General features: G+C 71.1%; 20 protein-coding genes. 13 read left to right on the top strand and 7 right to left on the bottom strand.

From position 1 onward, the window contains the following. Positions 1-176 precede the first annotated feature (176 nt). Both J4573_RS03015 and J4573_RS03010 read left to right on the top strand, forming a co-directional pair. A complete protein-coding gene (locus tag J4573_RS03015) occupies positions 177-1,286 on the top strand; it encodes a Dyp-type peroxidase (RefSeq protein ID WP_208253617.1) in 1,110 nt (369 codons plus the stop codon). Then, positions 1,283-2,083 (top strand): family 1 encapsulin nanocompartment shell protein, encoded by an 801-nt coding sequence (locus J4573_RS03010; RefSeq protein WP_208253616.1) that lies wholly within the window; start codon positions 1,283-1,285, stop codon positions 2,081-2,083. Before J4573_RS03015 ends, J4573_RS03010 begins: the two co-directional genes overlap by 4 nt. Positions 2,084-2,191: 108 nt before the next feature. On the opposite strand, the gene J4573_RS03005 is transcribed toward J4573_RS03010, so the two are convergent. Further along, the gene (locus J4573_RS03005; RefSeq protein WP_208253615.1) at positions 2,192-4,090 is read right to left on the bottom strand and encodes a sialidase family protein; all 1,899 of its coding nucleotides are present in this window, start codon (positions 4,088-4,090) and stop codon (positions 2,192-2,194) included. Positions 4,091-4,372: 282 nt separating this feature from the next. On the opposite strand from J4573_RS03005, the gene J4573_RS03000 reads away from it, so the two are divergent. From J4573_RS03000 to J4573_RS02990, 3 genes are read left to right on the top strand one after another with little or no spacing between them, the layout of a single operon-like run. Then, positions 4,373-5,419 carry an Acg family FMN-binding oxidoreductase gene (locus J4573_RS03000; protein ID WP_243772310.1) on the top strand — a complete coding sequence of 349 codons (1,047 nt, stop codon included), beginning with the start codon at positions 4,373-4,375 and terminating at the stop codon, positions 5,417-5,419. A 51-nt stretch (positions 5,420-5,470) separates the two neighbouring features. Further along, on the top strand, positions 5,471-6,580 hold the full coding sequence (locus J4573_RS02995; protein ID WP_208253614.1) for an acetate/propionate family kinase: 1,110 nt from the start codon (positions 5,471-5,473) through the stop codon (positions 6,578-6,580). Then, a complete protein-coding gene (locus tag J4573_RS02990; protein WP_208253613.1) occupies positions 6,577-7,074 on the top strand; it encodes a flavodoxin domain-containing protein in 498 nt (165 codons plus the stop codon). Before J4573_RS02995 ends, J4573_RS02990 begins: the two co-directional genes overlap by 4 nt. 4 nt (positions 7,075-7,078) lie before the next feature. Here the strand turns inward: J4573_RS02990 and J4573_RS02985 are convergent, their stop codons facing one another. Beyond that, the gene (locus J4573_RS02985; protein ID WP_208253612.1) at positions 7,079-7,543 is read right to left on the bottom strand and encodes a universal stress protein; all 465 of its coding nucleotides are present in this window, start codon (positions 7,541-7,543) and stop codon (positions 7,079-7,081) included. A gap of 130 nt (positions 7,544-7,673) precedes the next feature. Here J4573_RS02985 and J4573_RS02980 point away from each other — a divergent pair, with 130 nt between their 5' ends. Then, complete coding sequence (locus J4573_RS02980) at positions 7,674-7,826, top strand: hypothetical protein (protein ID WP_208253611.1); 153 nt, start codon at positions 7,674-7,676, stop codon at positions 7,824-7,826. A gap of 42 nt (positions 7,827-7,868) precedes the next feature. After that, positions 7,869-8,288, top strand: coding sequence for an ASCH domain-containing protein (locus tag J4573_RS02975; RefSeq protein WP_208253610.1), 420 nt, complete (start codon positions 7,869-7,871; stop codon positions 8,286-8,288). Between the two features lie 54 nt (positions 8,289-8,342). Here the strand turns inward: J4573_RS02975 and J4573_RS02970 are convergent, their stop codons facing one another. Beyond that, entirely contained in the window at positions 8,343-8,972 is a 630-nt protein-coding gene (locus J4573_RS02970; RefSeq protein ID WP_208253609.1) for a dioxygenase family protein, read from the bottom strand. Between the two features lie 206 nt (positions 8,973-9,178). On the opposite strand from J4573_RS02970, the gene J4573_RS02965 reads away from it, so the two are divergent. After that, complete coding sequence (locus J4573_RS02965; protein ID WP_208253608.1) at positions 9,179-10,126, top strand: AraC-like ligand-binding domain-containing protein; 948 nt, start codon at positions 9,179-9,181, stop codon at positions 10,124-10,126. Here J4573_RS02965 and J4573_RS02960 read toward each other — a convergent pair. From J4573_RS02960 to J4573_RS02950, 3 genes are all read right to left on the bottom strand, one after another. After that, positions 10,123-10,353 carry a hypothetical protein gene (locus J4573_RS02960; RefSeq protein WP_208253607.1) on the bottom strand — a complete coding sequence of 77 codons (231 nt, stop codon included), beginning with the start codon at positions 10,351-10,353 and terminating at the stop codon, positions 10,123-10,125. The two genes, J4573_RS02965 and J4573_RS02960, sit on opposite strands and share 4 nt — an antisense overlap. Positions 10,354-10,507: 154 nt before the next feature. Beyond that, positions 10,508-11,683: a sensor histidine kinase gene (locus tag J4573_RS02955; protein ID WP_208253606.1), complete on the bottom strand. Its 1,176-nt coding sequence runs from the start codon at positions 11,681-11,683 to the stop codon at positions 10,508-10,510. Next, positions 11,670-12,344 (bottom strand): response regulator transcription factor, encoded by a 675-nt coding sequence (locus J4573_RS02950; protein ID WP_208253605.1) that lies wholly within the window; start codon positions 12,342-12,344, stop codon positions 11,670-11,672. Before J4573_RS02950 ends, J4573_RS02955 begins: the two co-directional genes overlap by 14 nt. Before the next feature lie 126 nt (positions 12,345-12,470). On the opposite strand from J4573_RS02950, the gene J4573_RS02945 reads away from it, so the two are divergent. From J4573_RS02945 to J4573_RS02925, 5 genes are all read left to right on the top strand, one after another. Then, entirely contained in the window at positions 12,471-12,995 is a 525-nt protein-coding gene (locus J4573_RS02945; protein ID WP_208253604.1) for a hypothetical protein, read from the top strand. 137 nt (positions 12,996-13,132) lie between these two features. Then, positions 13,133-14,245, top strand: a complete 1,113-nt coding sequence (locus tag J4573_RS02940; protein WP_208253603.1) for an efflux RND transporter periplasmic adaptor subunit — start codon at positions 13,133-13,135, stop codon at positions 14,243-14,245. After that, positions 14,242-14,997, top strand: a complete 756-nt coding sequence (locus J4573_RS02935; RefSeq protein ID WP_208253602.1) for an ABC transporter ATP-binding protein — start codon at positions 14,242-14,244, stop codon at positions 14,995-14,997. Before J4573_RS02940 ends, J4573_RS02935 begins: the two co-directional genes overlap by 4 nt. 1 nt (position 14,998) lies before the next feature. Beyond that, positions 14,999-16,234: an ABC transporter permease gene (locus J4573_RS02930; RefSeq protein ID WP_208253601.1), complete on the top strand. Its 1,236-nt coding sequence runs from the start codon at positions 14,999-15,001 to the stop codon at positions 16,232-16,234. 17 nt (positions 16,235-16,251) lie between these two features. Then, a complete protein-coding gene (locus J4573_RS02925; protein WP_243772308.1) occupies positions 16,252-16,803 on the top strand; it encodes a M15 family metallopeptidase in 552 nt (183 codons plus the stop codon). A gap of 21 nt (positions 16,804-16,824) precedes the next feature. Here the strand turns inward: J4573_RS02925 and J4573_RS02920 are convergent, their stop codons facing one another. Then, positions 16,825-21,513: a DUF7927 domain-containing protein gene (locus J4573_RS02920; RefSeq protein WP_208253599.1), complete on the bottom strand. Its 4,689-nt coding sequence runs from the start codon at positions 21,511-21,513 to the stop codon at positions 16,825-16,827. Between the last annotated feature and the right edge of the window lie 13 nt (positions 21,514-21,526).

Genomic DNA, 21,526 nt, shown 5'->3' with positions numbered 1-21,526 from the left:
TCCGGTCGGTACGGCGGCCCGGCCCCAGGGCGGCGCGGTGGAATCATGGCACGATGGCTGTCGTGATCGATCACGGACGGCGGTGGCCCCATCAGGCTTTCTTTGCCGTGCGCTGAGCTGATCATGAAGTCGCGCAGGGCAGGTCACCAAGCAGGTCACGATGGACAGGGGCGACTATGGTGGAGCCGCGACCCGAGGAGCAGCCCGAACCGCAGCCGGTGCTCAGCCCGCTCACGCATGCGGCGATCTTCCTGGTGCTGACGATCCGGCCCGGCGGCGAGGACGCGGTACGGGACGTGCTGTCGGACCTGGCCGCGCTGGGGCGTTCGGTGGGCTTCCGCGCCCCCGAGGACGGCCTGGCCTGCGTGGCCGGCATCGGCTCTGAGGCCTGGGACCGGCTGTTCTCCGGTCCGCGCCCGGCCGAGCTGCACCCGTTCAAGGCGCTGGCCGGTCCGCAGATCGCCCCCTCGACGCCCGGTGACCTGCTGTTCCACATCCGCGCGCGGCGCATGGACCTGTGCTTCGAGCTCGCGTACCGCATCAACGAGCGGCTGGCGGGCGCGGTGACGGTGGCCGACGAGGTGCAGGGCTTCAAGTTCTTCGACGAACGCGACCTGCTCGGCTTCGTGGACGGCACCGAGAACCCCGCCGGGCGCGACGCCCGGATCGCGGCGTTCGTCGGCGACGAGGACCCCGACTTCACCCGCGGCAGCTACGTTCACGTGCAGAAGTACATTCACGACATGGCCGGCTGGGACGCGCTCAGCGTCGAGGCACAGGAGCACGCCATGGGCCGGACCAAGCTCTCGGACATCGAACTGCCCGACGACGTGAAGCCGTCGGACTCGCACGTCGCCCTCACCACCATCGAGGAGCCCGACGGCACCGAGCGCCAGATCGTCCGCTACAACATGCCGTTCGGCTCGTTCGAGAGCGGCCGGTTCGGGCTGTACTTCATCGGGTACTGCGGCACGCCGGCCGTCACCGAGCTGATGCTGGAGCGGATGTTCATCGGCGACCCGCCCGGCAACAGCGATCGCATCCTGGAGTTCTCCACGGCGGTCACCGGCTCGATGTTCTTCTGCCCGACGGCCGACTTCCTCGACGACCTGCCCGACCCGCCGGGCGCCGCGGCCGTCGCGGTCCCCGAACCAGCCAACGAGCCTGCGTCCGAACCCGCCACCGAACCTGACGACGAGCCCAGCTCGCAGCCCGCCGAGGAGCCGTCCACCACCGCCGATCGTTCGCTCGGGATCGGCAGCCTGAAACGGAGCATTCGCCCATGAACAACCTGCACCGCGAACTCGCGCCCATCTCCGCGGCCGCGTGGGCCGAGATCGAGTCCGAGGCCAAGCGGACCTTCGAGCGGCACGTGGCGGGCCGCCGGGTCGTCGACCTGGAGGGACCGGGCGGCGCCGAGGTGGCGGCCGTCGGCACCGGGCACCTGGCGCGGATCGACCCGCCGACCGACGGCGTGTCGGCGTGGGTGCGGCAGGCCCAGTCGATCGTCGAGCTGCGGGTGCCGTTCACGGTCGACCGCCAGGCCGTCGACGACGTCGAACGGGGCGCCAAGGACTCGGACTGGCAGCCTGTCAAGGACGCCGCCAAGCAGATCGCGTTCGCCGAGGACCGGATGATCTTCGACGGCTACGGCGCCGCGGGCATCGGCGGCATCCGCCCGACCTCCGACAACGCGCCGGTGGCGCTGCCCGCCGACGCCAAGGACTACCCGGACGCGGTCAGCCAGGCGATCACCGAGCTCCGCCTGGCGGGCGTGAACGGGCCGTACTCGGTGTTGCTGAGCGCCGCCGCCTACACCGCCGTCAGCGAGACCTCCGACCACGGCTACCCCATCCACGAGCACCTCGCGCGGCTCATCACCGGCGAGATCGTGTGGGCGCCGGCGATCGAGGGCGCGCTCGTGCTGTCGACGCGCGGCGGCGACTACGAGCTGCACCTCGGCGATGACCTCTCCATCGGCTACCTGAGCCACGACGCCGACTCCGTGCAGCTCTACTTCTACGAGACGCTGACGTTCTTCGCCTACACCGCCGAAGCCTCGGTGGCCCTCACCAACGGCTGACGACGAGCCGACGAAAACCCGACGAAAACCCGACGAGAACCGACGAGAGCCGCTGAGAGCCGCTGAGAACCGCCCCGCCGAATCCCGGCGGGGCGGCCAGTCGTCACGTCACCTGATGGGCACTCCCTCGGCGTAGATGTCCTGGTCGTTGGCCGGGTCGGCGTTGGACGCCGGGGCCGTGCAGAGCTCGGGCGGGTTGCCGGTCGTTCCCGTGCCCGGGCACAGGAAGAGCGCGGCCGCCCGGGTGTCGGACCACACCGGATAGGCGGTCGTGGCCGTGGCGTCGAGCATGATGTAGTCGCCGTAGAACTGCCCGTTGAACTGGCTGGGCGGCGGCATGCTGGACGACGTCACCCGCGTGCTCTTGAAGTGGCTCAGGTCCTTGGACGTCACGACGGTGATGTCGGAGAAGCCGGTCGTGTTGCTCGTGCCGTACTGCCGGTCATAGAACGTGGTCACCAGCGCGCCCTTCGGGCTGAAGACCGTTCCGTGCCAGAACTGGTCGGTCCGCGCCTGCGCCGCGCCGTCGCCGATCGTCGGCAGCTTCCGCACGTCCGTCGTCGTCCCGGTGAACGTGGCGCCGCCGTCGGACGAGGTGCTCAGCACGATGCCGTTGTTGCAGCCGCCCGTCTTGACCCCGGTGTAGAGGCTGCCGAGCCCCGCGCCGAGGGGAAGAAGCCCGGCGGGCGTGCAGCCCTTGGCCTCGTTGGAGTCGCGGTTGATGTACGAGCCGACGGTCACCACGACGTGCCTGGCGTCGGAGGGGTCGACGGTCACGTTCGGGTAGTTGGTGGCGCGGAAGATCGAGTTGGTGCTCGAACCCTTCTCGGGGACGCAGTCGCGCCCGGGGTCCTTGCCCGCGCCCTGGTAGGTGTCGCAGTCGGGCAGCTCGTAGTAGCCGGTGGCCTTGACCGGAGCCGCGAACGTGGCCCCGCCGTCGGTGGACCTGGCCAGGAAGATCTGGAACCGGTTGTCGTCGCCGGTCTGCGCCACGTTGTAGTTCGCCCACGCCACGTACAGGGTGCCGTCGGCGGCCGTGACGGGCTGGGAGAACTGGTTGTTGTTGCAGCGCCCGTGCGGGGTCGGGATCCCGTACGTCTGGTCGCACAGTGCCGAGTCGGAACTGATCAGCACCGGCGCGCTGAAGTGCTCGCCGTAGTCGCTGGAGTAGGCGCCGTAGATGTAGCCCGTGCCGTCCTCGGCGAAGGTCGTCCAGGTGACGTAGACGCGGTCGCGGAACGGGCTGCGGGTGTGGTCGTCGACGGTCATCAGCTGCTTGTCGAGCAGGAACGTTCCGGCACCCGCGGTGTCGTCGTGCTCGGCGACGGGACGGCCCGGGAAGTTGAACGAGGCGCCGCCGTTGCCGGTCGCGCGGTAGACGTAGAACGCGCTGGACTGGTCGGGGTCGGGGGAGACGGCGTTGCCCCGCTTGAACTCCTGGCACGACAGGTAGGCGTTCCCGCGCGTGTCGAACGCGACGGAGGTGTCGCCGCCGGCCTGGAAGTACTGCCGGGGCTTGCCGCCGAACGCCGCGCCGTTCACGAATCCGTTCGGTGTGGTGGTGTCGGTCCAGCTGCGGCCGCCGTCGGAGGAGTAGGACACCCCGCACGTGCCGTCGCCGCGCCGGTAGTCGTTGTAGCTGGAGACGATCTGCTTGGGGTTGTTCGGGTTGACCGCGACCCAGGTCTCGTTCTGTGACTGCCCGCGCCCGGCGAGGGCCTGGTCGGTGACGTTGAGGCAGTTCTGGTTGACCTTCACGTTGCCGCCGCGCCGCCCGTCGCAGTCCGGCGCCCTGGTCCGCCGTGCCCCGCCGACCGCGTTCTTCGCGCCCGCGCCCGCCGCCGGTCCGAGCGCCTCGGCCAGCGCACCCGAGACGCGGCGCTTCTGGTTGGCGGTGAGCTTGTCGTAGCCGAACGCCTGGGCGTGCGCGCCGGAGGCCGGCAGGCTCAGCACGCCCAGCAGGAGGACCCCGGCTCCGGCCAGGCTGATGGTTCTGCGTGTGCGCATCGAGACCTCCGTTCGAGGGGCTTGGCCTCTGAGGGGTGCTTCGCCTCTGAGGGGTGAGACGGGCAGGAAGGTAGATCGGGGCTGAAACCGGATATAGCCCCCTGGCCGACGGCGGTCACCCCGTACACGACCGGAAACGGCCTGGAACGGCACCCACCAGGCCTGTATGTGAATCGGTTTGCCCCTGGCGCAGGCAATCGCATGCCCCAAACACGCGGGAGGGAGGTCCCGAAGATCCCTGACCTTCGGCCCTGTTTCGGTCCTTGGGGCGTTGATGGACTGGTGACCCGGATAGCGAAGGGGGCGATCGGTGTGGAGAAGGGCCAGGACTCGAACGACCGGCGCGCGGGCGAGGTGCGTTCCGCCGTCGAGGCCGCGACGTGGGCCCCCTCGGTGCACAACACCCAGCCGTGGCTGTTCTCGTTCGGCGGCGACCGGATCAGTCTGCGCGCCGACGGCGACCGCCGGCTCGGCGTGGCCGATCCGGACGGCCGGGAGATGCTGATCAGCTGCGGCGCGGCGCTGTTCACGCTGCGGGTGGCCGTACGGGATCTGGGTTACGAGCCGGAGGTGCGGGTGCTGCCCGATCCGGACCGTCCGCATCTGCTGGCCGACCTGTACTTGGGAGCGCGGACGCGGAGCAGGTCGGACGACAACAGCAGGCTGTTCGAGCAGATCCGCAGGCGCCGCACGCATCGCGGGGCGTTCAAGCCGGAGCCGGTCGGCGACGCGCTGTTGACTTTGCTGCGGCAGGAGGCTCAGCGTGAGGGCGCCATGCTTCGCGTCCTTGAGGACCAGTACTCCCGGAACGCCGTGGCGGCGCTCACGGTGGCCGCGGAGAACATGCACCACCTCAGCCCCTCGTATGCCGGCGAGCTCGCGCGCTGGGCACCCTCGCCCGGGAGCACACGTCAGGAGGGCGTTCCGGAGAGCGCCTACCCGCGCGAGGCCCCGCCCACCGATCCGCACTTCCCCGCACGCGACTTCGCCCGTGGCCACGGCTGGGGCACCGAGCCGTCGATTCTGGACTGGCTGGAGGAACCTGTTGCCGGGGTGGCGTGCACCCTGTCCACAAAGGAGGACCGCCCCGTGGACTGGCTGCGGGCCGGGCAGGCCATGCAACGCGTCCTCCTGAGAGCGACTCAGCACGGGGACGTGGCGGCAGCCTTCCACACGCAGGCACTTGAGGTGCCTGGCCTACGCGAACTCATCCAGACGCGCTTCTGCGCGGGAGACCACCCCCAGATGGTCCTGCGTCTGGGAACGGTCGGCGACAAGTTCGAGACCGTACGCCGCCCCGTCGAGCAGGTGCTCACCGAAGAATCCTGAACTTCTGAATTCCAGGGAGAAGCACATGCGAGCGATGGTCCTCACCCGCTGATGAGAGTCCTCACGGTCAACCCCGGGTCGAGCAGCCTCAAGGTGAGCCTGCTCGACCACGACGACACGGTGCTGCGCCGCGTGGACCTGGCGGCGGGCGCCGGGGCGCGCGAGGGCGAGCTGTTCGAGGCGGCGCTCGACCGGATGCCGGTCCCCGACGCCGTCGGCGTACGGGTCGTGCACGGCGGCCGTGACTTCCGCGCGCCGGTCGTGGTCGACGAGGAGGTGGTGAAGCGCCTGTACGACCTGATCGAGCTGGCGCCGCTCCACCAGCCGCTGTCGCTGTACGCGATCGGCGAGGTCCGGCGCGCGCTGCCCGACGTCCCGGCGGTCGCGTGCTTCGACACCGCATTCCACGCGACCCTCCCGGAGGCGGCCGCGACCTACGCGCTGCCCGTCGAGTGGCGCGAACGCTACGGCCTGCGGCGGTACGGATTCCATGGGCTGTCGCACGCCTACGCCGCCCGCCGTACGGCTCAGCTGCTGGGCACCGGCGCGATCGGACTGCGGCTGGTGGTCTGCCATCTGGGCTCGGGCGCCTCGCTCGCGGCCATCGCCGACGGCCGGTCGATCGACACCACGATGGGCTTCACGCCGCTGGAAGGCCTGGTCATGGGCACGCGCGCCGGGAGCATCGATCCAGGCATCCCGCTGTGGCTGATCCGTACCGGCGTTCCGAGCGGCGAGGTGGCCGACGCTATGGAGCACCGTTCGGGCCTGCGCGGCCTGGCGGGCACCGGGGACATGCGCGAGATCCAGGCCCGCGTGGACCAGGGCGATGACGTCGCGTTGGCCGCGCTCGACGTCTACCACCACCGGCTGCGCGCCTGCGCCGCCGCCATGACCGCCTCGCTGGGCGGCCTGGACGCGCTCGCGTTCACCGGCGGCGTCGGCGAGCACGACGCGGCCGTCCGCGCCAGGCTCGCCGCCGACCTGGCGTTCCTCGGCGTCACCGTTGACCCCGAGCGCAACCGGGCCGCGCGCACCGACACCGAGATCACCAGGGCCGGCGCCGCGGTCCGCACCTTCGTCATCACCGCGCGCGAGGACCTGGAGATCGCCCACGGCGTCCGCGCGGCCCTCGATCCCGAACGGGAGGAACGGTCATGACCAGGATCCTCGTCGCCCACGGCTCCAAGCGCGGCGGGACCGCCGAGATCGCCGAGTGGATCGGCGCCGAGCTGTGCGAGACGCCCGGGGTCGTCGTCGACGTGCGCCCGGCCGCCGAGGCCCGCGACCTGGCGGGGTACGACGCCGTCGTCATCGGCAGTGCGGTGTATGTGGGCCGCTGGGTGCCGGAGGCACGGCGGTTCGCGCGCCGCCATCGCGCCGCGCTCGTCCACCTGCCCGTGTGGGCCTTCAGCAGCGGGCCGCTCGACCGCTCGGCGCAGGAGGGCGAGGTCCCGCCGACGCGTTCGATCGCCAAGATCGTCGAACGCGTCGGCGCGCGGGACCACGTCACGTTCGGCGGCCGCCTGACCGCCGACGCCAAGGGATTCGTGGCGGCACGCCTCGCCAAGGAGCGCGGCGGCGACTACCGCGACCGTGACCAGATCCGCGCGTGGGCGCGGGCCATCGTCAAGGAGCTGCAACCCACGCCCTGAGGCGTCACGAGTGCGCGTGGGCGGGACCGTCCTCGGCGACGATCACGATCGGGCACGGCTGGCGGCGCAGGCACGTGCGCGCGACCGGGCCGGCGGTGTGGACCTCCGGTGAGTCCGAACGGTGCCCGCCGAGGACCAGCAGGTCCGCGCTCTCGGCCTCGTTCAGCAGGGCCTGCGCGGGCTGCTGCTGGACGAGCACCTGCCGCACCTTGACCGGCGGCGCGAGGCCGCAGACGTCGTCCACGACATGGGAGAGGCGTTCCGCCGCGTCCTCGTACTCCTCGGTGGGACTGGGCATCGCGGTGATCCGGGCGTAGGGGGCGCGCGTCGCCGACAGCGGGACCCACGCCAGCACCGCGACGACCTCCGAATGGCGCAGCCGGGCCTCGGTGACCGCGAACCGGAGCGCCGCCGCCGAAGCGGCCGACCCGTCCACCCCGACAACGATCTTGTAGGTCTCTCCAGGCATACCGATCTCCTCCCGGGAGCCTTTGGGTGTCACCTCCAGATTGCGCCATCTCGCGCTCTAAACAAACGGACAAAAGTCCTTTACGTGAAGGCGCCGCCCGACACCACCGGAGGATGAATGCAACGCCACGATGCGCGACGCCGTCCACGCGGTCGTCATCGGCGACTTCCAGCCCCGCGACGGCCGCCACGTGACGGTGATCGCCAACAACCCGTTGCCGCTCCTTGGTTCGCAGGTCAAGCCCGTCGTGGACGCCGCCCTCTGCGGCGGTGCCGCCCGCTAGCCTGAGGGGTCCTGATCAAGCCCCTACCGAACGAGGATCAAGGTGTCGCACGAGGATCTGCCGCGTGCCGAGTTCGCGTTCCCCGGCCCGCTCCGCGACCGGCTCGTCGCCGCCGTCCTGTCCGGCGCCAAGACCACGACCAGCTCGCTGGTGGTGGAGTACGAGAGGGACGGGGAGCCGCTTCCGATGGTCGGGCGGCGCGCCGTGGTGATCGACTCGGACGGCCGTCCCGTGGCGATCATCGAGACCGCCGAGGTGCGCACCCTCAGGATCGGGGACGTCGATCTGGAGCACGCCCGTTCCGAGGGCGAGGGCCACCGGACGGTGGCCGAGTGGCGTGTCGGGCACGAGGCGTTCTGGAACAGCGCGGAGATGCGTGACCACCTCGGCGACCCGGCCTTCGGCGTCACCGACGACACCCTGATGGTGGCCGAACGCTTCCAGGTCACCGAACGCCTCTGAACGCGACCGAGGCCGGAGCGCCTCGGTGGAGGCGCCCCGGCCCGGTGTGGCGGGTCAGGGGAGGTCGAGCATGAAGTCGAACGTGGCGGTCAGTCCGGTCGGGCCGTTCTGCACGGCCATGACCAGGTCGGGGTCGAAGATGGGGTCGGTCTGGTTGCGCGGCTCACCCGGGAAGTAGAGCTGGGTGGTGAGAACGGGCTGGTTCGGGGCCTGCAGCTTGACGTGGATGTGGCGCGTACGGCCGGGGTAGAGGCCGGGGCGGATCGTCGTCAGGCTGAAGCGGCCCGTGGCGTCGCTGTACTGGTGGCCGCGCAGGCGGTAGCCGTAGTTGTCGTAACGGCCGTAGGCGTCGCACTGCCAGAAGTCCAGCAGCGCCGCGTTCACCGGGTTGCACGAACGGGTGTAGACGATGCCGGTGAGCGTGAGGCGCGTGCCCACCATTCCGGGTTCGAGCAGGGACGTGCGCTGGGGTGAGTTGGGCTTGAAGTAGGGCCCTTCGGTCTGGGGCGGGGTGGGGTCGTCCCCGTCGTCGCAGCGGGGAGTGAGCTTGAGGGGCCGGGCCGGTGCCTCCTTCGCGTCCGCACGTGCGGCGCCCATGGCGGCGGGCAGGGCCAGGGCGCCCAGTCCCACCGTCATGATGAAGTTCTTCCGGCTGATGCCGTCGTTCTGCTCATCGTCGAGCATGGGGCTTCCTCTCGGTCGGGGGGAACCGGAGTCGTCGCGCCATGGTCACCCGGCCGTGCGGACCAGGTCTTGGCGCTGCCTGCCACGGAGTTGGCGCCGAATGACAAAAGTCGCCCCGATCGTCGTGATCTCTCGCTCCTTGACCCGGGTCCTGACAGATAGGACCGTCAGTGCGTCCAGTCCCGTATCCCCGCGACGGGAGGGCCATGCACGCCGTCACCTCGGGCCTGCCCCCGAGCGCCCAGGCGGACCACTGGCGCCGCCTGATCTCCTCGGCGTTCGGCCCGATGCACCTCATGCCGCGCGACCGCGACGGCTTCCGGGCCCGCCTGACCGCGCGCACGCTCGGCCCCGTCCAGGCCGGGCAGGTCTGGGCGCCCGGTCACCGCGTCGAGCGAAGCTCCCAGCAGATCGCGCGCGACACCCGCGAGTGCGTCAAGCTCGGGCTGGTCCTCAGCGGCTGGTGCCTGCTGGGTCAGAACGGCCGCCAGACCAGGGTCGGGGTCGGCGACCTGGTGCTGTACGACCTGACCCGGCCGCTGGAGATCACCTTCGAGGAGCATCGCGTCCTGACGCTGGTGATCCCGCACCAGACGATGCAGCTGCCGCTGGACCGGGTCGCCGCGCTCGGCGGCACGCTGCTGAACGAGCGGACCGGGCGGCTGGTGAGCGCGCTGCTCAGAGGTCTGGCCGCAGACGGAGCCGCCGCCGAGGGACCGTACGCCCGGCACCTGGGGGAGGCGCTCCTGGAACTGGTCACGGGCGCGATCGGTGAACGACTCGGCGAGCCGCCCGCGACGACCGCCGACCCGGAGTTGCTGCGCGTCATCGAGGGCTGGATCGACGACCGCCTCCACGACCCGCAGCTGTCGCCCGCCGATATCGCCGCCGCACATCACCTGTCCGTGCGGCAGCTCTATCGGGTGTTCCAGCTCAGAGGCACCACGGTCGCCCGTTACGTGCGCACGCGCAGGCTGGAGCGCTGCCGCCGCGAACTGGCCGACCCGTTCCTGGCCACCCAGCGGATCGGCGAGATCGCCTGCCGCTGGGGCTTCCCGGACGCCGCCGCGTTCAGCCGTGCCTTCCGCGCCGCGTACGGCCTCAGCCCCCGCGACTACCGGGCCGCCAGCAGCGGCGTCGACCGCCCCTGCTAGTCGCGTTTCACGGGCATGATCTCGGCACTCAGGGGGAGGGGGCCCTTGCAGTGGAGTGCGAGCGTGGCCTTGATCTCGTCGATCAAGATCAGGTACTCCTGCCGCAGGGACGCGGAACGAAGCTTGGCCTCCTCCGCCGCGGCGCGCAGCGCCTCGGAACGGTAGAGCAGGTCCGTACGCCGATCGGCGCGGCCTCCACCTGACTGTGGGCGCCCCTGGCTGGTCACCTACAACAGTTTCGGTGTCCGCCGGTCATTCGCCAATGCCGGAGGCGAAACCGAGCGCCACCGGCAAGCCGAAAACGAAGTACGAGGCCGCCGATCAGACGCTTCGCAGGCATCCATCCCGGCATCCGCTTCGTTCTCCGCGCAGACCGCGGAACTAGACGGGGGCTCGTTCGGGCACCTGGGGGCGGAGATGGGCGGGGAAGCTGATCTCGATGGCCAGGCCGCCGCCCGGGAGGGCGTGCGCGGCGATGCCCGCGCCGTGCGCCGTGGCGATGGCCCGGACGATCGATAGGCCGAGGCCGTGGTGGCCGTCGTCGTGCGCCGACCGCCCGCCGAGCCGCTCGAACGGCTCGAAGAGCCGGCCGACCCGTTCCGGCGAGATGACCGGCCCGCTGTTGACCACCGTGACGAACGCCCGCCCGGCCTTCATCTCGGTCACGACCTCCACGTGGCCGTCCGGGACGTTGTGGTGCACGGCGTTGTCGACGAGGTTGGCGACCAGTCGTGCGGCCAGCGCGGGGTCGCCCGCGGACGGGGCGGGCGCGATCCGGCGGGTGACGCGCACGCCGCGAGCGTCCGCCTCGAGGCCTGCCGACTCGATCGCCTCGCGGGCGAGCTCGGCCAGGTCGAAGGGCTCCCGGCGGTCCAGGCCGCGTTCGCTGCTGGAGAGGGTGAGCAGCGCCTCCAGCAGCCGCGCCTGGTCCTTGCTGATCGCGAGCACCCGTTCCGAGGTCGCCTGGTAGGACTCCAGCGTGGCCTCGCGGTCGGTGAGCGTCTCCTCCAGGAGCGCACGTTCCAGGGTGAGCGGGGTGCGCAGTTCGTGCGCGGCGTTGGCGACGAAGCGCTTGTGGGTGTTGAGGGCGATCTCCAGGCGGCCGAGCAGGCCGTCGACGGTGTCGGCGAGGTCCTTCATCTCGTCGCGCGGGCCCGTGACGGCGAGCCGTTCGTGCACGTTGCGGGCGGAGATCTGCTGGATCGTGGCCGTCATCGTGCGCAGCGGCCGCAGGACGCGCCCGGCGACCAGCCAGCCCAGCACGATCGAGACCACGATCATGATCGCGAGAGCGATCGCGGACCGCGTCAGGAGCTGCTGCATCTCCTGCCGGTGGGCCTGGTCCATGGCCGCGCGGGCCATCTGCGGCGCGGGCCACGGCCTGTCGACGATGACCACGCCCGGCCTCGCGCGGCCCGTGAGCCAGTAGACGATCGCGAGCAGGGCCGTACCGCAGATCGTGAACAGCCCGCTGTACATGGCCGTGAGGCGGATGCGCACGGTCCGGAACGACAGCTGCGAGGAGACGGGCGGGCGAAGCGGGTCAGGAGGCCGCATGGGCACCGCCGATCCGGTAGCCGCCCTGCTGGACGGTCTCGATCACCGGTGGCGGGCCGAGCTTGGAGCGCAGCCGGTTCATCGTGGCCTTCACGGTGGTCGTGAACGGGTCGGCCGCCTCGTCCCACACCCGTTCCAGCAGTTCCTCGGCGGACACGACCCGGCCGCCCGCGCCGAGCAGGTACTCCAGGACCGCGAACTCCTTCGGGCTCAGCGCCAGGCGCATCCCCGCGCGGGTCGCGATCCGCTGCGACGGGTCCAGCCGCAGGTCGCCGTGGGCGAGGACCGGCGGCAGCGCCGGCTGGGCCCGGCGGCCGAGCGCCCGGATCCGCGCCACCAGCTCGGCGTACGCGAACGGCTTGGGCAGGTAGTCGTCGGCGCCCAGGCTCAGCCCCGACACCCGGTCGGCGATCGTGCCCGACGCGGTCAGCATCAGGACGCGGGTACGGCGCGTACCGCTCACCAGCGACCGGCACACCTCGTCGCCGTGCACCCCGGGAAGGTCCCGGTCGAGCACGACCACGTCGTAGTCCAACAGCCCGGTCCGTTCAAGGGCCGCCTCACCGTCATGGACCACGTCGACGGCCATTCCCTCACGGCGCAGCACTCTGGCCACGGACGCCGCGAGCTCTGCGTGATCCTCCGCCACCAGCACTCTCATCGTGCTTCCCAGGTTAACCACTGCCGCGGTCACAGCCCGGTCACAGGAGCACTGACCGTGGTGTGACCGCCCATTGTCTAGAAATGGCCTCCATCGCCCACACAAAGACGAGAAGGAGACCATTGCATGTCCAATGTGAAGCCGAAACGGGCCCTGGTGCTGCCGCTGGCGGCACTCTCGATCCTCCTGCCGGCGCTCGCGGCCTGCGGCGGGTCGGACGGCTCCTCTTCCAGCGGTTCGACCGCCGCGGCGGCGGGCGGCGGTACCGCAGGCAAGGGCACCGACCGCTATGTGAAGTTCGCGCAGTGCATGCGCCAGAACGGCGTCCCGGACTGGCCCGACCCCATCGACGGGGACAAGTTCCTCATGCCGAAGGGGAAGATCGACCCCAAGTCGCCGTCGTTCAAGAACGCGTCGGCGAAATGCGAGTCGGTGCGGCCACCGGAATGGAAGGCCCCCTCCAAGCTGGACCCGGCCGTTCAGGCCCAGGCGCTGAAGTACGCGAAGTGCATGCGCCAGAACGGGGTGTCTGATTTCCCCGACCCGCAGGGCGGAAAGCTGGACATCGGTAACGCCGATTCCGACTCGCCGCAGTTCAAGGCCGCCGACCAGAAGTGCCAGTCGCTGCGGCCCGCCGGCGGTGGGGGATGAGCGCCGGTGTCAGCGAAGCGCCTTCTGGCACGTCCGGTGGTGAGCGTGGTGAGGGCCCTGGCTCGGGCGTTCCGGAGCCGGACGCGGGTCTGGGAGTCGGGAAGCCGCGGCGGCGCGGGCGGCGGGGGCGGCGGAAGGTGATCGCCGGGGTGGGGGTCCTGGTGCTGCTGGCCGCCGCGGGCGTCGTCGTCGCCGTGGTCGACCCGTTCGGCGACGACGACGTCCGGCCCGCGGCCTCGGCCGATGGCACCTCACTGGTGGCCGTACGGGAGGGACCGCTGTCCACGCAGGTGACGCAGAGCGGGACGCTGTCGTTCGCGGCCCAGGGCGACGGGACGCCGTACGCGGTGATCAACCAGGCCAAGGGCATCTACACCTGGGTCCCCGGCGAGGGCAAGGAGATCGGCTGCGGCAAGACCCTCTACCGGGTGGACGAGAAGCCGGTGGTGCTGATCTGCGGCCGCACGCCCGCGTACCGCACCCTGCAGGAGGGCGACAAGGGCCGCGAGGTGCGCGACCTCAACAAGAACCTCGTGAGGCTCGGGTACGCCGAGAAGTCCGAGCTCGATCCCGACTCGTACTACTACGGATGGGCGACCGCGGCGGCGGTCACCGAGCTGCAGGACGACCTGGGCGTCGACCAGACCGGGCAGCTGAAGCTCGGGGACGCCGTCTTCCTGCCCGGTCCGCTCCGGGTGACCAAGACGATAGCCAAGGACGGGACGCGGGCGGCGGCGGGAGCGCAGATGGCGCAGACCACCACGGCCACGCGCCAGGTGATGGTGGAGCTCGATCCCGGCCAGCAGACCCAGGTCAAGACCGGCGACCGTGCCCAGATCACGCTTCCCGACAACACGACGACCCCGGGCAAGGTGAGCCGGATCGGAACGGTCGCCAGGTCCGGGTCCGGTTCCGGGTCCGGGTCCGACAAGAGCAGCGACAAGGACTCGTCCAACTCGACGATCCCGGTGTACATCACGCTCAAGCGCCCCAAGGACGCGGGGAAGCTCGACGAGGCCCCCGTTCAGGTGCAGATCACGACCGCCGGCGTCGAGAAGGCGCTGATCGTTCCGGTCACCGCGCTGATGGGCCGGGCCGGGGGCGGCTACGTCGTCGAGGTGGCAGGCGCGGCGGGCCGTCCGCACCGGCTGGTGCCCGTGACGCTCGGCATGTTCGACAACGACAACGGGCTCGTTCAGGTGTCCGGGGGCCTGTCCACCGGCGACCAAGTGGTGGTGCCGGCCTCATGAGCACGCTTCACGATGACGACGGCCGGGCTCCCGCGCTGGAGCTGGACGGCGTCACCAAGACCTACGGGGGCCAGTCGCCCGTCCGTGCGCTGCGCGGCGTGAGCTTCACCGTCCGGCACGGCGAACTGGCCGCGATCGTCGGGCCGTCCGGGTCGGGCAAGACGACGTTGCTGCACGTCATGGGGACGCTGGAACGGCCCACCGACGGCGTGGTCCGGATCGACGGGGTGGACGCGGCCAAGCTCGGCGACCGGCAGCTCGCGGCGCTGCGAGCCCGCAGCATCGGGTTCGTCTTCCAGCAGTTCTTCCTGGCCGAGCACTCCACCGCCCTGGAGAACGTCGCGGACGGCCTGCTGTACGCGGGCGTCGAGGTCGGCGAACGGCGGCGCCGTGCCGCCGAGGCGCTCGACCGGGTCGGGCTCAAGCATCGCGGCGACTTCCGTCCCACCAAGATGTCCGGTGGCGAGCGCCAGCGCGTGGCCATCGCCCGCGCGCTGGTCGGCAGGCCCGCGATCGTCCTGGCGGACGAGCCGACCGGCAACCTCGACAGCGCCACGGGCGCCTCGATCCTCGACCTGCTGCGGGAGCTCAACGCCGCGGGCACGACGATCATCATGATCACCCACGACGGGGACCTGGCCGCGCGCCTGCCGCGCCGGATGCACGTCCTGGACGGCCGGATCATCTCCGACGAGACCGCGGGCGCGCTCGCCGGTTCGGCCCCACGCGGCGGCTCGGGAGAGGTGGACTGACATGAGCGTTCCGGCTCACCTCGTACCGGCGCGCCTGCGCCCCGGCGACCAGGCCCGGGTGGCGAGCACCGGGCTGCGCGCCCGGCCGCTGCGGGCGGCGCTGTCCGCGCTCGGGATCGCGATCGGCACCACGGCGATCGTCGCTGTCCTCGGCCTGTCGTCCTCGTCCCAGGCGGGCCTGCTGGCCGAGATCGACAAGCTCGGCACGAACCTGCTGACCGTCAAGACCGGCCAGAGCTTTACCCAGGAGGCGGCGGTCATGCCGGTCGCGGCGCCCGACCGGGTGTCGCGGCTCGGGTCCGTCGAGCAGGTCGCGCACACCGGCACGATCGACGGCGCCAAGGCGTACCGGAGCCCGCTGATCCCCTCGATCAACACCAACGGGCTGTCGGTCCAGGCGACGAGCCTGAACCTGCCGCAGGTCGCGGGCGCCGGCGTCGCCCACGGCCGCTGGCTGAACGAGGCGACGGCGACGCAGCCGACCGTCGTGCTCGGCGCGGCGGCCGCGAGCCGCCTCGGGTTCAGCCGCGTCTATCCGGGTCAGCGCGTGTGGCTGGGCGGCCAGTGGTTCTACGTCGCCGGGATCCTTAGTCCCGCGACGCTCGCGCCGGAGATCGACTCGAGCGCCCTGGTCGGGTATCCCGCGGCGCGGCGCTACCTCGGCTACACGACCATGTCCCGCGGCAAGGCGGCGGACGGCCCGCCGACCATGATCTACATACGGGCGAAGACCGACGCGGTCGACCAGGTGCAGGCGGCGCTCGCGCGCACCGCGAACCCCGAGCACCCGAACGAGGTCGACGTGAGCCAGCCCTCCGACGCGCTCACCGCCCGTGCCGCCGCGAAGGGAGCGTTCAACAGCCTGTTCCTCGGGCTCGGCGTGGTGGCTCTGATCGTCGGCGCGGTCGGCGTGGCCAACATCATGATCATCTCCGTCCTCGAACGCCGCTCCGAGATCGGCCTGCGCCGCGCGCTCGGGGCGACCAAGGGCCAGATCCGCAGCCAGTTCCTGGCGGAGGCGATCATGCTGGCGGTCATCGGCGGCGCGATCGGCGTGGCCTGCGGCGCCGTGGCGACGGCGGTGTACGCCGGGGTCAAGGGCTGGACGGTCGTCATCCCCGCCGAGGCATGGGCGGGCGGCATCGGCTCGGCCGTCCTCATCGGCGCGATCGCCGGCCTGATGCCCGCCCTGCGCGCCGCCAGGCTGTCGCCGACCGAGGCCCTGCGCACGGCCTGACCATGGCGAATCCACGCTTGACGATCAAGGCGCACCTCCTCGCGGCGGCCACCCGCTTCATCGCCCTGCTCCTGATGCCGATCGCCTGCTGCCGAGCACCGGGCCGGGCCCGCTTCGTGGCCTGCCAGTGGGCGCTCGGCCTGCGCTTCCCCGCCGAAGACCTCAGCGGGCTGGCCCCGGCGACGCTGGCCGCATTCACCCATGCGCGGGCCGAGGCGTTCTGGCGCGACGGCCAGCTGATCGGCCTCACCTCAGGCCACCGCGACGCGGCGGAGCAGTACCGGATCTTCACCGAGGAGGTGCGCCGCACCGGCTCGGTGCTGAGAGCCCGCCGCCGGGTCCTCCCCCCGGACGAGTCCAGCCACGTCCGGGGCCTCGCCCTCGATGTCCGCCCCGCCGAGGGCGCCCGGTGGCTCGAACAGTTCGGCGCCCGGTACGGCCTCTACCGCGTCTACGACAACGAGTGGTGGCACTTCGAATACCGAACGGCCCAACCGCCCCGCCTCCCGCACCCGGGCGCCGCCCAGGGCTACTGGTACTGGAACAGCCCAGGCGAGTACCCCCAGTGATTCTGGTTCCTTTGCGCTCGCCTACTTCTGGTGGAAGCGGACCCTGGTGCGGGTTCCGCAGCCCTTGCCGGAGGCGTCTGCCTGGCAGTTGGAGTTCGGCGCGACGACCGTGTTCCTGAGGACGGTGTCGCCGTGGGGCTTCTTGCGGACGGTGACCGAGTAGGTGACGGTCACCGTCGCGCCCACGGCCAGCGGGCCTCGCCAGGTGACCTTGGGCCGCTTGTAGCTCACGGTCGGCGCGCTGGCCCTGGCGTCGTTGTCGTAGCGGGCGTCGTCGAGGACGCCGCTGAGATCGTCGGTGACGACGGCCGGGTTCGCACTGGTGAACGCGGCGTTGCCCACGTTCTTGATCGTGAGCGTGTAGCGGACCCGGCTGCCCGGCTTGACGGTCTTCCCGGCGCTGGAGGTCTTGACCACGTGCAGCTTCGGGGTGCCCGGCCGGATGGTGAGCGGGTAGTCCTCGACCTCGCCGCGTCCGCCGTAGCCCGCCGGGCCCGGCTTGGGCGCGGCCATGCGGTAGCCGCCGAGCCGGGTCGGGTCCCCGTACAGGCGGGCCCGGGCGTAGGTCAGACCGGCGGCCGGGACCGAGATCTTCGACCAGGACAGCCGTGCCTTGGTGGCCCCTGCGGGGACCCGGCTCGTCGCGAGTTCGCCCGGCTCGAACGTGCCGCTCCGGTTGAAGTCGATCCAGGCGGCGAGCAGGGCGGGCCTGCGGGTGGTGTTGCGCACCGCGACGTCCTGCGCGAACGAGGTGTCGCCCTTGATCAGCGGGTCGTGGCCGCGGACCGCGTCCTCCCCGCCGTCACTCGTGCCGTCGAGCCTGTCCGGGGCGTCCCGTTCAGCGGTCGAGGTGGTGCCCAGGGTCAGGCCCTTGGTGAGCCAGTGGTACGGGCCGCCGCTGGCGTACTTGGTCTTGTAGCTGTCGGGCGCGTCGCCGAAGTCGGTGTCGGGGACCGGCACGACCGCGTTGCAGCGCGGGTCCGTGGAGCCGGGCGGGCAGTTGCCGCCCGGGTTGTCGGAGACGACGGCGTTGGTCAGCCTGCCGTCACCGGTCGCGGGCTGCTTCAGGGTGACGCTGTAGGTGATGGTGACCGTCTGACCGGCCCGCACGTTGCCCTGCCAGCTCAGGACCGGCGCGGCGTACGAGGCCGTGCCCCCCGTGGCGGTGGCGTCGTTGTTGTACGTCGCGTCGTCCAGCGTGCCGGTGAGGTCGTCGGTGAAGGACGCCCCGGTGTAGATGATCCGGCCGGGGTTGGTGACCGTGATCGTGTACTTCACCGTGCCGCCCGGCGCGGGATTCTGCGGAGACGCCTTCTTGGTGAACTCGATCGTCGGTTCCGGGTTGATGGTGTGGCAGGCCGGCTCGGTGCCCAGGATGCAGTTGGACCCCGGCGAAACGACGGCGTTCTTGAGGATGCCGTCCCCGGTGGTGGGGTCGTTCAGGGTGACCGAGTAGGTGATGGTGACGGTCTGCCCCTTGGCGACGTCTCCGTTCCAGGTGAGCTTGGGTTCGGCGTAGGAGACGGTGCCGGAGTCGGCCGAGGCGTCCTTGTCGTACGTGGCGTCGTCCAGGACGCCTGTCAGGTCGTCGGTGAGACTGGCGCCCGGGTAGTCGGCCTGGCCGACGTTCTCCACGGTCGTCGTGTACGTGACCGTCTCGCCCGGCTTGGCCACCTTGGGCGAGGCCGTCTTGCGCACCTTCAGCTCCGGAACGGGGACGACGGTGCCGCAGTCGGGATCCTTGCCGTCCGCGCAGTTGGACCCGGGCACCACGACGGCGTTCTTGAGAACGTCGTCACCGCCCGGCGGGCTCTTCACCGTGACCGAGTAGGTGATCGTGACGGTCTGGCCCTGGGCCACGTCGCCGTTCCAGGTGAGCTTGGGCTCGGCGTAGGACGTGGTGCCGGAGTCGGCGGTGGCGTCGTTGTTGTAGGTGGCGTCGTCCAGGACACCGGTCAGGTCGTCGGTGAGCGTGGCGTCCAGGTAGTCGGCCTTGCTGTTGTTGGCGATCGTGACCGTGTACGTGACCTTGCCGCCCGGCAGCGGGTCGGTCGGCGCGGCCACCTTCTTCACCGTGAGCTTCGGAACGGGGTGGACGTTGTGGCAATCCGCCTCCTTGCCGTCCACGCAGTTCGAGCCGGACGCCACGACGGCGTTGGTCATGGTCTGGTCGCCGGTCGGCGGGTCCTTGACCGTCACCGAGTAGGTGACCGTCGCCGTCTCGCCGACCTTCAGATCACCGGTCCACGTGAGCTTGGGCGCGGCGTAACTGACCGTCCCCTTGTCCGCGGTGCCGTCGTTGTCGTACGTGGCGTCGTCCAGCACCGCGGTCAGGTCGTCGGTGAAGGAAGCGCCCGGATAGTCGGCCTTGCCGACGTTCTCCACGGTGACCTTGTAGGTGACCTTCTCGCCGGGCTTGGGCTCGTCCGGCGTCGAGGTCTTCTTGACCTGGAGCTTCGGAATGTTCTGTGAGGTGGAACAGGCCGGGTCCGTCGGCGGGCTCCCGTCGGCGGCCGGGGTGCAGTTGGTCTCGGGCGTCGTGGAGGTGACGGCGTTGGTCATCACCAGGTCGCCGGTCGGCGGATCCTTGACCGTGACCGAATAGGTGACGGTCACGGTCGACTTCGCCGGGACGTCGCCGTTCCACGTGACCTTGGGCGCGGTGTAGCCCACCGTCCCGGAGCTGGCGGTGGCGTCGTTGTCGTACGTGGCGTCGTCGAGGACCTTGGTGAGGTCGTCGGTGAAGTCGACGCCGTTGTAGTCGACGTCCGTCGGGTTGCTGACCTTGACCGTGTAGGTGACCTTGTCCCCGGGCAGCGGGTTCCTGGGCGACGCGGTCTTGGCGATCTGCACCTTGGCGACCGGCGTCTTGGCGTCCGCGGTGGTCTTGGTGCGCTCGGACGGGTAGTCGGCGCCGCCGTACTCGACCGTGGCGGTGTTGGTGACCGTGGTCCCCGCGCTCTCGTTGTTCAGCTTGACCCGGAACGTCACCGAGGTCGTGTCGCCGACGGCCAGCGTGCCGCCCTTGGTCGCGTCTGCCCCCGACCCGAGCCGTACGGTGATGTCCTTGCCGCCGGCCACCTCGCCCTGATCGTCGCCGGACGCGTCGGTCTTGTCGCCCGCGTTCGCGCCCGAGGCGACCTTGAGCGAGCCCGGAACGTAGGTCGTCCCGGCCGGGACCGAATCGGTCAGCACGCTCTCGACCGCGTCGTCGGGACCCTTGCTCTCGGCGTTGATGGTGTACTCCACCTCGGCGCCGGGCTGAGCCGGGCCGCCGCCGACCACCGCCGCCGACTTGGTCAGGTCGATCTTCGGTTCGTTCAGGTCGATCTGGGAGTACAGCGCGTGCGGCCAGTAGGTGTCGCCGCTGGTGCCGATCGAGAACGTGGCGTCGGTGTCGCCGTTCCGGAAGGCCGATGAGGCGTCGATGACGCTGGAGTCGTAGCCGAGGTTGTTGGAGTAGGAGGGGTCACGGGCCGTCTCGTTGGCGCCGAGCGTGGCGACCGCCGAGTTGAAGAAGTCGTTGGCGGGGTGTGCGGCGTCGCTCAGGGTGGTCTGCGGCCCGTTGGTCGTCTTGACCCGCGTGTAGTCCCCCTCGATGCCGCTGTCGCCGTCGTAGACGATCTCGCCGAGGAGTGCGTGGACCGTTCCGTTGGTGGGGGTCTGGAATCCGCTGACGGTGCCGGTGGTCGGCGGGTCGCTGGACTCCTGGTAGAGGTAGCCGTCGTAGAGGGTGAGGTTGCGCAGCGGGGACCCGGCGTCCTCGTAGACGACCACCAGGCTCCAGCCGCCGAACGCGCCCAGACCGTCCGAGCCTCGCGCGGTCTGCACGTCGGCGGCGGTGTAGGTGCCCGCTCCGGCGGCCGCGACGAGCGAGGTGACGTCGGCCGAGGCGCCGTAGGCGTCGCCCGCGTAGGCGCTGTCGGTGTTGGTCTGGCCCATGTCCGCGGCGGCCGCAGTGACGTCCTGGTACGACCCGCCGGGCGTCTTGAGCTTCACCGTTCCGCGCGCGGCGAAGTCGGGAGCGGTCTTGTTGCCGGCCGGAAGACCGGGCGTGCTGTCGTTGGTCTCGGATCGGCCGCCCCAGTAAAGCCTGGCCAGTTTCACCGTGGCTCCGGCCGGCATCGACAGGTCGGCGGTGCTGGAGTTGAACGTCGAGCCGTCGCTGTCGACGTCGAGAAAGGTGGCCGGGAGATTGTTGGCACCCGTGCCGTCGCGCTGGCTCGTGCACTTGCTGCTGGCCGGGGGATAGCAGCTGACGACGCTGTTGCCCGCCCGGGCCATGCCGCCGCGTGCGGTCTCGCCGAAGCGCTGGCGGAACGGCAGTTCAGCGCGTGCGGCTCCGGCGCGACCGGCGGCCATCGTCCCGCCCGCGTGTCCGGCAGGGACGGTCTTGCCAGAGTGACGGGCCGCGATCGTTCCGCCCGCATGACCGGCGGGCAGCGCGCCGCCCGGGTGAACGGCGGGCAGTGCGCCGCCCGCGTGACCGGCGGGCATTGCGCCGCCCGGGTGACCGGCGGGCAGTGCGCCGCCCGGGTGACCGGCAGGTATCGCGTCGCCTGGGTGGCCCGCGGGCAGTGCGCCGCCCGCGTGACCGGCGGGCAGTCCGCCGCCCGGGTGAACGGCGGGCATCGTTCCGCCTGCGTGACCGGCGGGCAGTGCTCTGCCGGTGCCCGGACAGGCGAGGACGACCGCCGAAGCCAGCGCCATGACCAGAGTGTGC

The organism is Actinomadura barringtoniae (assembly GCF_017573505.1).
Classification (GTDB): domain Bacteria; phylum Actinomycetota; class Actinomycetes; order Streptosporangiales; family Streptosporangiaceae; genus Spirillospora; species Spirillospora barringtoniae.
The sequence above is the reverse complement of the archived record's forward strand: the minus strand, read 5'-3'. Positions and strand labels throughout refer to the sequence as shown.